Origin of the sequence: Bacillus xiapuensis (genome assembly GCF_002797355.1) — a bacterium.
GTDB classification, from domain to species: domain Bacteria; phylum Bacillota; class Bacilli; order Bacillales; family Domibacillaceae; genus Bacillus_CE; species Bacillus_CE xiapuensis.
Genome location: NZ_KZ454939.1, coordinates 1,373,675 through 1,386,318, shown reverse-complemented (window position 1 = coordinate 1,386,318; position 12,644 = coordinate 1,373,675). Strand labels below are relative to the sequence as shown.

At 41.9% G+C, this 12,644-nt stretch carries 9 protein-coding genes; 4 read left to right on the top strand and 5 right to left on the bottom strand.

Features of this window, described 5'->3' with window-relative positions; translation table 11 throughout:
* Positions 1-20 precede the first annotated feature (20 nt).
* Positions 21-1,052, bottom strand: a complete 1,032-nt coding sequence (gene ytvI / locus CEF20_RS06850) for a sporulation integral membrane protein YtvI (RefSeq protein WP_100331101.1) — start codon at positions 1,050-1,052, stop codon at positions 21-23.
* Between the two features lie 240 nt (positions 1,053-1,292).
* Between ytvI and pdxR the strand changes: the two genes are divergently transcribed.
* The 4 genes from pdxR (at position 1,293) to CEF20_RS06830 (ending at position 5,221) form a co-directional block, all read left to right on the top strand.
* Complete coding sequence (pdxR, locus tag CEF20_RS06845) at positions 1,293-2,735, top strand: MocR-like pyridoxine biosynthesis transcription factor PdxR (protein ID WP_408607782.1); 1,443 nt, start codon at positions 1,293-1,295, stop codon at positions 2,733-2,735.
* Between the two features lie 19 nt (positions 2,736-2,754).
* On the top strand, positions 2,755-3,831 hold the full coding sequence (locus tag CEF20_RS06840) for a DUF3900 domain-containing protein (protein WP_100331100.1): 1,077 nt from the start codon (positions 2,755-2,757) through the stop codon (positions 3,829-3,831).
* A 300-nt stretch (positions 3,832-4,131) separates the two neighbouring features.
* Complete coding sequence (locus CEF20_RS06835) at positions 4,132-4,803, top strand: DUF3885 domain-containing protein (RefSeq protein WP_100331099.1); 672 nt, start codon at positions 4,132-4,134, stop codon at positions 4,801-4,803.
* A 157-nt stretch (positions 4,804-4,960) separates the two neighbouring features.
* A complete protein-coding gene (locus CEF20_RS06830; protein ID WP_100331098.1) occupies positions 4,961-5,221 on the top strand; it encodes a hypothetical protein in 261 nt (86 codons plus the stop codon).
* A 391-nt stretch (positions 5,222-5,612) separates the two neighbouring features.
* On the opposite strand, the gene CEF20_RS06825 is transcribed toward CEF20_RS06830, so the two are convergent.
* The 4 genes from CEF20_RS06825 to CEF20_RS17290 all read right to left on the bottom strand — a co-directional run bounded on the left by CEF20_RS06825 (position 5,613) and on the right by CEF20_RS17290 (position 12,572).
* Entirely contained in the window at positions 5,613-7,067 is a 1,455-nt protein-coding gene (locus CEF20_RS06825) for a restriction endonuclease subunit S (protein ID WP_100331097.1), read from the bottom strand.
* Entirely contained in the window at positions 7,064-8,494 is a 1,431-nt protein-coding gene (locus CEF20_RS06820) for a class I SAM-dependent DNA methyltransferase (RefSeq protein ID WP_100331096.1), read from the bottom strand. The genes CEF20_RS06825 and CEF20_RS06820 overlap by 4 nt, the downstream gene beginning before the upstream one ends.
* A 132-nt stretch (positions 8,495-8,626) precedes the next feature.
* Positions 8,627-11,833, bottom strand: coding sequence for a type I restriction-modification system endonuclease (gene hsdR, locus CEF20_RS06815; protein WP_100331095.1), 3,207 nt, complete (start codon positions 11,831-11,833; stop codon positions 8,627-8,629).
* A 613-nt stretch (positions 11,834-12,446) separates the two neighbouring features.
* Positions 12,447-12,572: a hypothetical protein gene (locus CEF20_RS17290; protein WP_269799215.1), complete on the bottom strand. Its 126-nt coding sequence runs from the start codon at positions 12,570-12,572 to the stop codon at positions 12,447-12,449.
* Positions 12,573-12,644 lie beyond the last annotated feature (72 nt).

The following is a 12,644-nucleotide window of genomic DNA, read 5'->3' as shown; positions in this document are numbered from 1 at the left end:
GATTGTTTCTTGAAGAAGCATTATACCTTCCATTTGCTTTTAATGATGCCCGCTTCCCGCAAGGTATCATAAATAATGACGATAGCCGGTCCGACAAAGAAACCGATGAACCCTAATAGCTTGAAGCCGACAAACAAGCTGATCAAGGCAGCAAGCGGAGAGATTCCCATATTGGAGGAGAATACTTTTGGTTCTAATATCCGGCGAACGACCGTTATGATAATAAACAGCAAAATTAACCCAAAGCCGAGAAATTGATTATCTTGGAAAAAGCAGACGATTGCCCACGGCACTAACACCGAACCGGTTCCGAGGATCGGCAGCACATCTACACACACAATCAAGATGGATAGCAACACCGCATAGGGAACTTGCAAGATCGCCAGTCCGATCAAGGCCATTAAAAAAGTCACGATGCTTAAAAAGATCTGCGCTTTAATAAAGCCGACACCAGCCCGATTCAGCTGATTGGTTATGAGATAAAGCTTTTCCTTCGTTGCTTCTCTTAAATGGCGTTCCGTCTTGATTTTCAGCCGTGAAAGTTCAAGACTGAACAAGAAAACCGCGATTAAATACACGAGGAATTCAATGAGGAACCCCGGGATAGCAGTGGCCAATCCAAATAGCCACTCCACGATGTTCTGCGCCATTTTCGTAAAGGAATCAATGGATTTTTCCATCGTTTGTTCAAATGAATGAATAACATCAGGGGGCAGCGTCTTGAAATAATGAGAAAATTCACTGACCCACTGCTTAAGAGATTCTTCATAAAAATCATTGGCAAAAGACGGAACCTTTTGCGCGAGCGTCACCACTTGATCAATCACTAAATTCACAACGAACCAGACAAATAAAGCAATAAATAATAAATAAAGCAAGAACGTAACAAGCACCGCCCGGAATCGCGGCCACTTAAAGCGTAGCATAAACCATTTCACGGAGTTCTCCAGCAAAATAGCTGTCAGCAGTGCTAGGATAACAGGTAAAGCATAAGGTATGAGAAATATAATCAGCAGCGCGCTGACTATGAAAATGAACCATCTCTTTATCAACCAACATCAACTTCCCCTCATCAAACTTTAAACAAGCGTTCTATACTATAATAAACCATACCATTTAGAAAAGTCACTTCATTTTCATGAAGTCCAGTGATAAAATGAACTTTTGTTTAGGCCTGTAAGAGGATGTATGGGCAGGCGGCGCTTTTTTCTCTGAAAACATGAACGGAGCACGTTTATCGTTTATAATAATCGTATCCGTCTCTCGCATGATTCATACATCAGACGGAAAGAATGAGCAAGTATGATAGGGAGCAGAAATTATTAATGGAACCAAACCAAGCAAAATATGAAAAAATTAGCCGTTATATAAAAGAAAAAGTGATGAGCGGCGAGTGGCCTGTCGGAAGTAAAATTCCGAGCCAGCGAAAATTAGCCGAACAGTTTGGAGTCAATCGGAGCACCATCATCACCTCGCTAGAAGAGCTGAAAGCAGCCGGCTTGCTTGAGGGCGTTATGGGGAAAGGCACGATTGTCGTCAATAATACATGGACGCTGCTGGCGACAAGCCCGCCGGAAGATTGGAAGGAATCGCGAGCCCAGCCGTTTTCTCACTCCGAAGGCATTGAAGCAGATGGACATAACTCGGGGGACTTCATTCAGCTGAGCAAAGGAGAGTTAGCACAGGACATTTTCCCGAAGGACAATATGCAGCAAGTCATGATGCGACTGGCCGGAACGATCGAACCTTTCGGCTATGAAGAACCAAAAGGCTACCTGCCGCTGCGTGAAGCCATCAGTGATTATATGAAGGGGCTTGGAGTCAGCCTTTCTCCTTCGTCGATTCTGATTGTCTCAGGAGCCATTCAGGGGCTGCAGCTGATCTCAGCCGGCCTTTTGCATAGGGGATCATCCGTCCTATTAGAACAGCCTTCCTACCTGTATTCCTTGCAAGTGTTCCAGTCTGCTGGAATGAGTCTTTGCGGCTTGCCCATGGATCAAAACGGGTTAATCCCCGACTCTATTTTCAAGAAGCATCAGAAGACGCATCCATCGATCGTTTACACCATTCCATGCTATCATAATCCAACCGGCCTATTGCTGACGAAAGAGCGGCGCCAGGCACTGTTAGATGTCTGCGAAACTCTCCAGCTGCCAATTATTGAAGATGATATCTACCGTGAGCTGTGGATCGATGCCCCTCCCCCGCCGCCGCTTAAATCGCTCGATAAGCATGGCAATGTTCTTTATTTAGGCAGCTTTTCCAAAACGCTCAGTCCGGGATTGCGAATCGGATGGATCGCCGGTCCAGAGCCTGTAATTGAGCGGCTGGCAGAGGTGAAAATGCAGACAGATTACGGATCCAGCTCCCTTTCGCAAATGGTTGCTGCGGAATGGATGACAAGCGGACTGTACAGCCAGCATTTAGCCTTTGTCCGCGAGCAATTAAAGAAACGAAGATCATCGGCTTTAGCCGCACTGCAGAGGTATATGTCCGATCTTGCCGAATGGGAGGTCCCCGCTGGAGGCTTCTTAATTTGGCTGAAGCTCAAAGCCAAAGTCCAGGTGAAAGAGCTGTATGAAAAAGCTTTGCAAAAAGGGATACAATTAAGCCCGGGAAGCATTTATACAGAGGAGTCCGCACCGGCCATCCGCTTATCATACGGATATGCTTCCCCTGAAGAATTCACAGAAGGATTGAAACAGCTGAGAAAGATCATTTTAGAAAATAGTTAAAGAATAACAGGTGATGTCATTGGATTTTACCATTCAGTATTTATCATTTTTTGTCATCGAGGTGGATGGCAAAGGCGACGAAGCAACCAAGCGGGCCCAGCACTATCAAACGCTCAACCAGCAAGACTATGAAGAAAACCCGCTGAAAGACTTTTTAGACGGCGAATTTACTAAAATAGCGAAACGCAAAGCAGACCGTCACCCAAAATCAGAACAGGTGCCAACCAAAATCGGCTATTTCACGGCAGAACCTGGACATGACTTAACGTCAAATCCTAACTACAACTTATTTACTAAAGCACGCACCGCTGACTCTGCCGCAGAATTTCAAAAAGCGAGCGAGCAGTTCGCCTCTCTGTATATACAAACGAGCGCAGTGAGAGGCGGCGTATTTATCGTAGCCAAAGCGCAAGTCAAAAAATACTTTGATGATGCCTTCATCTTCATCCTGAAATGCGACTTTGAGCCAAAAGTCGCTTCCATCACAGACTCCAAGTCATTAATCCAGCATGTGGAGCTGGCCATCACAACCAAAAACATGAAGTCGATTCAGTATCCGTACATGCCGGAAGAAGGAATGATCGAAGAAGGCGAACTGAAAATCCATCAGGCCTCCCACGCCCGCTACTTTGAGGACTTCTTAAAATACGTCGGCTACGAACAGTCCATGCCCGAAATCGTCAAAACACAAGTCATGGACTTCGTACGGGAAACGGTGATTGAAGACTTGGAAGAAGAAAGCCCAGAACGAACACAGCTTGAAGAAGCGATGGAAATCTGGGCGGAGAGCCCGAAACGGGAACTGCAGGAGCGGTTTTCCACGGAAGAAGTCGTGGAAGCCGCCAGCCGCATGGTCGAGCATACGCCTGAATTAGAGCTGAAGATGAAGCTGGACCACATGAGTGTGAAGGCGATGCTGTCAGACTTCGGAGAATCCGTTCACTTGGCTAAAATCGGCGACCGCTATGTCGTTCTGATGGAAGCGGACTCGGTGATCTTTGAAAAAGGCTTCTCCCCGATTGAGTTCCATAAGCCTGAGGAGTTGGATGTGGTCGTGGAGCGGATTCGGGAGAAGCATGGGAGCTTTTCGCGTTGATAGCGAAATGAGAGTTTGGAAGGGTTCTGTGAGCAATTTGTATAAAGGAACTCTGCTCTTTAACTTGTTAACATTCCCCTTCTATTTTGGATAATTAAAAAGGGGCAATCAAAAGCATCTACACGTTTGATTGCCCCTCTTTCCTAATAAATTATCTATTTATATCATTCATTATTGTTGTCAACCGATTCATAGGGAAGACCTCTTTTCTAGGATTGGTTGTGTTGACTTCATTCTACGTAGAATTTTTTATTTACATAAAATACAAACATATTAGCTATAGTTGATTGGGAGGAAAAAATGAATAATCTTTTAACCCAGCTCATGAAACAGCACTTTGATAATCTAAATCTAAGACCGCCACTGTTCTATTTATGGAAATATGGTATCCGCTTTGAAATTTCTATGCCTCAGGTCAAACATGAAGATAAAAATAATCTTCAACAAATCAAAGAAAGAACCAGTGGCATATTCAATAAAGTTTTTCATGAGGGGGAGGAGATGCTGCTAATCACCGATGTCCATTGTGAAAGACATGATAAATTCATGCAAAGGAGACCAACGAAGGTCTATCAAAAATATGTTAAAGACAAAGCGTTAAGACAAAAACTGCAACATAAGATTTTGCCAAATGTTTTTTTAGAGGATGAAAATGGTGAAGATTATGAGGATATGGTGACACACCGATTTATTTTGCCTTGTAAAAAGAACGACATTCGTTTTACACAGCTTTTAACTGCTATTAGTTATGAGGACTTTCCGCATCCATCCCAAATTCTAAAAGGGTTCTCCCGTCCTGCTGTGGACATTTATTTTGTAAATGTTACAAAGAAAATGATTTATCACCTATATGATGACCGAGGCTGTGACGTCATCGCCTCAAACAAAGAAGATTTACGTTCACTTTATGAAGATCTAAATGATTGGATTTTAGACTATGACCGAGATCTGATAAATAAGATATTCAAATAATTCATTCTCTGTATAATTAAAGAAACAAATCTGCAAGAGGTGATTCACTTGAACCCTCTCACCACATTTCTTGCCATCAGGCTCAGCCTGTAATAGCCTAATTATCTTTGGGGGGCTATTTACAGGCTGAGCTTTACCCCAAGGAGTGTGATAGCAATTGAAGCCACATAATAAGAACCGCAGTCGTGTGTATTATCGGCACCACCGAAAAAGAATCCTTCAGCGCAAAGTAAAGATTGCCAAACAATTAGGTTGGCAATCTCGCTTCACTGGATATTTTGCAAAAGGGAAAGTGCATTGTTCATGCTGGATGTGTTCTCAAAAAACAAATACGGATGGATTCCCTCACTCCCAAATCATTCAATTGGAACAGTTAAACAGCCAATTATCTGATTACTTTAGTGAAGAGGAGTATTAACCCACTATGGAAGAGTAGACCTGACTCCCTGCTCTTCCTCGGTTTTATTTATCTCATTTTATTTCCCCCCTTCTTAAAACTTGTAGATTTTCTCATTCTGTTAGCCTCTTTCCGATTCTCCAATGCGATGCTTAAAGCCTTACTTCTTCAGGAAATGGCTCTATCGGCTTTTAATACATGCTTGTCAGCTTGAGGTCAAAAAGTTCGGCCTAGGGTGTGAAGCAAGAGTTTTGGATCTTCCCTTCCAATCATCCCAATTATTTCCGACCGACTTTGGCGCATACCTTGTTTTATGAATCTATTATATTTCGTTAAGCAATTTTCCTTCTCCCCGCCATTTTTGATCAATCAGAAAGAGACATCCAACTAATTTGGATGCACTTTCGCCACTTTATTTCACCTGTTCTTGTAGCACTTCTTTTAATAATTCAATGGCACTTTCTTCACTTGAGTCGTTTGTTCCAAGTTCGCCTCGGAAGGCTTTAGAGAGAATGGATTGTTTTAATAGCTCCAACTTAGATTCAATTTGAAGATTGAATTTGGAATAATCGTCTTTAGCAAAGATATCATCTAAAATATTTACAATAGCATCTTGCTCCTCTCTAGGAGGCAGAGGGAATGGGTAGTTTAATAAAAATTCTTTTGGCACTCGTTGCTGACCAACCGCTCCCGTCATTTCTCTCTTAGCTTCTGCCCTAAATCTTTGTGAACGAACCAAATAATGAATGTACTGTTCATTCACATACTCAGAAGTGCGCAAAACATGAAATTCTGTTGAGCCATAACCAAATCCATTCTTTAATTGTCTAGCTATAGCTGATTTTCCATTTTCCATGCAAGGAGTGATTTTGGCAAACAATACATCATTTTCTAAAAAAAACGTGTAGCCTTTCTTAACTTTTCCGTATTCTCTTTCTTCTGGTTGTTCAATTCTACCAGTTTTATCACTCACTGCAGGCATTGGAATAAACGTACATTTTTGATCTTCAGATACGTCACTTAACTTTTTCTTTGGGGGATTGACTTGTACAACTTCCCCTAGTCTAACCCATTTCCATTTACATGGAATATCTTCACTTTTCCCTTCAAAAATCTCGAGTTTTTTAGGCTTTATTAGACTAGTTATTTTATCGTACAAAACTTCTGCATTCTCTATAACGGGGTTTTCTTCTCTCCACTTCCTAGTCAACTCCCCACGAAACGCCTTATCCAAAATAGCCGCCCGACGAAGTTCAAACGTTTCCTTCGCCTCTTCAATCAACCGCTTTGCTTCTTCAATTTTACTTAAAAGCCGCTCCACTTTTTCGGCAATTCGTTTTTGTTCATTCAAAGGAGGTACAGGAAAAGGAATTTTTTTTAGTTTCTCTATCTGTATACCTTTAACAGTAGAACCTGTTGATATGGATTCAATTAACGGGGTGTTTACCGTAAAAAATAACCATAAAAAATATGGTAATATCCTAATTTTGGGTCTGACTATTTTCAAATCTTGATTAATGCTTGTCGATATCCTTGTTATTGTACTCTTACCAGGAGACATTCTTGTAATTAATAAGAGTTCATTTGGAGATGCCATAGTTGCTGAACTGTTTTCTAAACCTTTTACCGTAATATAATCTATTGTAGATGATAGATACCTATCCTTGATATCTTTAACCGTTGCCCACGGAATCTCCCCGTTCCAATAATCAACATTACGCTTAGAAGGTGTACCCCCACCTATGAAGTTCAGTATGTATCCTGAATTAACCCACATCCAATTCTTTGGAACTCCATACGGCTGCTCTTCCTCAGGCACTAACGCTTCTTCCAACAATTCCTCCACGGTCTTCTTTTTCTTACTCACTTTTTGACCACCCCATCCGCTTCAACCGCACGAAGCTCCTCAACGACTTCATTTAATAAATTCATTGCCTGCTGAAGTTTCGCAATCGCTTCTTCGGCTGATTCAATCGGGTCTGGCAGGTTTTCATAGGAGGATAATGATTCATCTGCAATCAATCCGATGTCTAAGCTATCGCCTTTCTTGGCAATTTCTTCTCGTGTGAATTTATTCCAGCGTTCATCTTCTACTTTTGAGCGGTCTTCTGCGACATATGCTTTCATAAAGCCTTCGAAATGAGCCATTGTCAGCGGATTGCGTTTTCCAAATGAAGTCATATTGGTGCGGAGGTCATATACCCAAACATCTTTCGTGTTATCTTGGTCTGTTGTTCCTCTTGTGAAGAATAATACATTCGTTTTTACACCTTGTGCATAGAAAATCCCTGTTGGTAATCGCAAAATCGTGTGTAAGTTACATTTATTCATTAAATCACGGCGAATTTGCGAACCAATTCCACTTTCGAACAACACATTATCAGGCAAGACAACCGCTGCTCTTGCATTTCCATCATCTTTTAAAGCATTATAAATTAACTGCAAGAAATTCAACTGTTTATTCGACGTTTCAAACGTTAAATCGTCACGGGATACCCGTTCTCCACCTCTTTTTGTACCAAACGGCGGGTTGGTTAAAATCACATCAAAGTTCTTTAGCCATTTCCCATTCCCCGATAAAGAATCCCCTTGTTCCAACCGTCCTTCCATGTTGTGAAGCAAAGCGTTCATCAATGCAAGACGATGAGTGTCTTTAACAAGTTCCATTCCTGTGAAGGCTTCTTTCTTTTGAAATTCCGCTTCTTGCGGATCGAGGTCATAATAATCATCGGTTTTATTTTTTAAGTACTGATCTGCCGCAATCATGAAGCCGAATGTTCCAGCGGCAGGGTCATTACATCGTTCTCCAACTTTCGGATCGACAAGCTGCACCATCACATCAATTAATACCCGTGGGGTGAAATATTGCCCCGCTCCTGATTTCTTTTCGCTGGCATTCTTTTCTAAGAGACCCTCATAAAGATTCCCAAGCCCTTCTTCCTTCGCATTGTACCAATCCAGGGCATCAATTGATTTAATAATTTTCTCTAAGTTTTTCGGCTCGGCAATACTTGTAGAAGCGTCACTATAAATAAGACGTAACTGTTCATTTTCACTGCTTCCTAAATCAAGTAATAATCGCTGATAAAATGTTTTTAATTCTACCCCTTCTTTAGCCAATAAATCATCCCAGCGGTAGCCTTCTGGGATCACACCTTCTGTTTCCTGTTCTTTCATCATTTTTAAAAACAGCAGATAGGTTAGTTCTGTCACATATTGTTGGTAGGTAATCCCGTCATCACGCAGGACATTACATAAATTCCATAGCTTTTGAACGATTTCTTGGTTGTTCATGTTTCAGCCTCCTGATAATTCTAGAAAAGTTTTTAAATTAAGGATTCTTTATCAAATCTTATTAATCAACTAAAATGAAAAATAACTTATCTATTATAACCTGAAAAAATGCCCCTATAAAGAGGCATAATATTAACTAATATAAAGATTTTCGTTGATAGTGGTCACAACTATATCAATAAAGTCACCGAACTCCCGCTTCAGCAATTTGTAGCCACCAGAAGTTTTGAATGGTTCTTCTGAGAATGCCTCTTCTGCAGTTGGTGCGAGAACAGGCACTTGGAGCAATTGTTTTTCAATTCTCTCTAACCATTTCTTCTGCCTTGGCGTCCAGTCATGTAATGCATAGACCTTCTGCATGGCCTGCTTAATACGTGCTTCATGATCGATAAGGGCCTCACCTAAGGCAGCTTGGCGAATAAAGCTAATAATATCCGCTGCAATGGCTTCGTTTCTTGTCTGTTTCCAAGCCGTTTGCAAATGGGATTGCTTAAAGCCTTTTGTTTCAAGAATGGCAATCAGCTCTCGTAAATCCTGCCGCGTTAAATCCTTAGGTCGTGTACAAACAAGCTGAAGGGCAGGGATTTGATTAATATTTTCTTGGACAAAGCGAACGAATCCATCTAAATAATCTTCGGGACGCTTGTTCCATTTGCCATACCCTCGGGTGATCTCTGTCACTTCATCCTCTTTATTGGAGATATATCGTTTCTCTCCTTTTACTCGATACGTTTCCACGTATTCAAATAACATATTGTGCTGTTTGGCTTCTTGCGGTGTATACGACTGAATTTCTTTTGCCCACTCATCAATGTTTTTTCCATTTGAGAGTTCTTCGAATTTCTGTCTTCCTTCTTCATTCAACTTTTGTTTACGGCGCTGAATTTTTGCGGCTAATTGGTCACGATAAAATGAAGCTTCCTCTTCAGTAGCGGCATTGGCGAGTGATTCATATAGTTCACCGATACTATAGTTTTGTTTTTTTACAACAGGCTTCATTTCTGTATAGCTTTGAAGTTTGTCATAAATGCCTACAGCATCGTAAATATTAAAGTGCGTCTTGCCAATCTCTGGGCAAAGGCGGGTCGCACGTCCAAGCATTTGGTCATAGAGAATTCGGGATTGTATTCTTCGTAAAAAGACCAGATTTGTAATAGGTGGAACATCGATCCCTGTGGTGAGTAAATCAACCGTTACCACGATATTTGGCAGCCGCTCGTTCTTAAACCGTTTAATGGCATCTAACGGCTTGTAGATAGAACCGGTAATTTTCATAATGGCGTCGTCTTCCACTTCATCGCCACGTTCTTTAAATGCTTCCTTTAATAACCGAACAACTAAATCTGCATGCTGGTCAGTAGCTGCAAAGATAAGGGTCTTCTCTTTTCCCGCAGGATCAATATATTCCGCCAGCTTATTTAAAACCGCTCGATTAAAAGACTCCGTAATCACCCGTTTATTAAATTGCTCAACTTCAAAGTGCAGCGTGTCTTCCATTTTCTCTAGTTGAACCTGGCCTTTATCAAGATTATACACTTCGACTTCTTCATCTTTTTCAAACGTAATGCCGGCTTGTGAAAGCTCCGTCTTAAATAAATAAGGCGGCTCATGGTCGACTAAATATCCATCCAGCACTGCTTCACTATAAGAATACTTAAAGATAGGCATGCCAAAAATTTTTGTTGTATGAAGAGCGGGCGTCGCGGTAAGTCCTAAACAGGCCGCATCAAAATAGTCAAGGACACGGCGGTATTGACTAATATAGTCATTTTGATCCCGAAACTCTAATTCTTCCTCTGACATTTCTCGATCACTTGTATAGCCGCGGTGCGCTTCATCTACAATGATAAAATCATACTGCCCGACACTTGGGAGCTTTTCGTGATCATTATAGAAAAGTCTCCGAACCATTCCTTGTACCGTTGCAATATGCACCTTCGTTTCTATTTCTGGAGACATGTCTTCTAAAGTCTTTACATCGTATATTTCAGCAAATGAGTAGCCTTCAATTTTTGTATCCTTCAGTGCATCCTCTGTCTGCTTCCCTAACGAATTGCGGTCAACAAGAAAAAGGATACGGCGGCATTTTTTCGACTTAATTAAGCGGTACATGAGGGCGATCGCTGTACGAGTCTTCCCTGTTCCCGTTGCCATCGCAATAAGCATTCTTCTTTGCCCTTCTTTTAATGCTTCCTCTGCCGCGAGTACAGCCTTCTGCTGATAGTGACGCAAGCCAAACTTAGCAATATCCTCTTCCTCTAATCGTTTGTTTGCATCCTGATCATCTTGACTAAGAAGAAGCTGCAGGTCATCAGGTGAGTGCCACCCTTCTAATGGACGGGCATGCTCCAGCGGCTTACGGGAATCCCAAAACCAGATGCCCGATTCTTCTTGAAGTTGTCTTATGTACGGTCTGCCATTCGTTGCGTACAGAAACGGCACTTTATATTCGCCCGTTGTCGGTGTTATGATTTCGTCCTCAATCTGCACTGCGTTTTTTGCATACACTTTTGTTTGGCTTTCTAATGCGCTAGGAATCGTTTTCTTTTCCGCCTTCGCTTCAATAAAACCAACGAGCTTTAGCCCAATAAATAATGCATAGTCAACTCTGCCGCCATCGACCTTCCACTCAGCAATTGCCATATTGCGATTCTTCTCCGGCAACGTCCCGTTCTTTTGATGATTGAAGACAGTTGTGTCTGCTTCCCATCCCGCAGCGCGCAATTTTCCATCAATGATTGCACGTGTTTCATCTTCCGTTAATTGCTGGCGGCGCATAAAGTTTTTAGATATTTTTTTACGTTCGGTTTTTATATCTATTTGTTCTGTTTCTGCTCGTTGGCGAATGGCTTCTAACTCTTCTTCGAGCTTCTTAACTTTTTCTTCATATTCCTGCTGAAGCATTTCTGTATCTGCTTTAGCCTGTTCCTGAGGCTCTATGTATTCTGGAGCGTTAAAGTCCCAATCACCGTAGACTTCCATAAACCAAACAGACAAGCGGAAAGTCAATTGCAATAATGCTTTTGCTTCTTTTGTTTTTCCGTACCCTGCCTCGTGCATCGCCTGATTTCCCTTGCGGCGAAGGGTTTCAAATATTTCAATTAATTCCGGCTCCAGCAAGCCTTCTCGACGCAATGTATTAATACGGTCTACCTGTGTTGTGCCATATGCTTCTTTAATATTCTCAGAAGCCAGAATAAACTTCGTCAGCGTCTCTGCGAACAATCGTAATTTCATCACTGTTGTATGGGGATCATGGTATACATTTCTCTCAGCAGTCTCTCCCAAGTTAGCAAGTACATCCCACTTCCCTTGAAAAAATGCAAAGTTGCTATTCATTATTATCACCGTTTTCCCAAAAGGTTGTAATGATCCTTCTCTCAATATAAAATAATCTGTGAATTTTGGTGTAGGTACTTTAAACTATCAAGAGATTGGAGGTAGCTGAACTACCATGTTTTTGATAAAAACAGATTAATAAGATGGTTAAAAGTACTCTCTGCCAATTCCCTCTTATTTTACCATACTTTTATCATGAACAGACGCCAAAAAGAGCCGCCTTTTTGGCAAATCAAGCAGTACCAAGCCTTTACGGCCAAAAGAGGCCCTCTAGAACTTAAAGTACTATGTTTCCGTGTTTAATGCCAAGGATGAAGAACTTAAAACCGTTGATTAACCATGCCGGTTATAAAGCTCCTGTACGAAAGTCAGCGGCTACGTGCGGTGGAAAAGTTTGCGTGACGGTCCCGTGTCGGATCCATCGGCGAGTTTCGTCGATTTCAGCTATTTACTCTTTGCGCCAGCTTCATTGCGGTTCACGTTGAACCCATTGGATTGAATAGCAGCCGCAATGGATAAGCATTGGACACAAACAGCAAACTGCCTGAAGGCGAAGGCCTTCAGGCAGTTTGCATCCCTTCATAAAACTTAGTAGAATTTCAATCCGCACACGCTAATAGCAGGCGGCAGCGGTTAAACCGGCTGCTGCATTTGTTTTGCGCGCGACCGCTTCCCTTTCATTTGATGGGAAGCCATACCTACTGGCATAATCCCCTTGTATTATAACAGATGTTTCCATTTCTGTGCTGCTATTTTCAGAAAATTAACATCTCTCCTCTGGTTGTATGTCCGCAGCTGGGCAACTGCGCTC

What these genes read in the sequence shown, in the direction of transcription:
- pdxR (WP_408607782.1), top strand. Translation starts at nt 1,293, where the DNA reads ATGAGCAAGTATGATAGGGAGCAGAAATTATTAATGGAACCAAACCAA.
- CEF20_RS06835 (WP_100331099.1), top strand. Translation starts at nt 4,132, where the DNA reads ATGAATAATCTTTTAACCCAGCTCATGAAACAGCACTTTGATAATCTA.
- CEF20_RS06820 (WP_100331096.1), bottom strand. Translation starts at nt 8,494, where the DNA reads ATGAACAACCAAGAAATCGTTCAAAAGCTATGGAATTTATGTAATGTC.
- hsdR (WP_100331095.1), bottom strand. Translation starts at nt 11,833, where the DNA reads ATGAATAGCAACTTTGCATTTTTTCAAGGGAAGTGGGATGTACTTGCT.
- CEF20_RS17290 (WP_269799215.1), bottom strand. Translation starts at nt 12,572, where the DNA reads ATGGAAACATCTGTTATAATACAAGGGGATTATGCCAGTAGGTATGGC.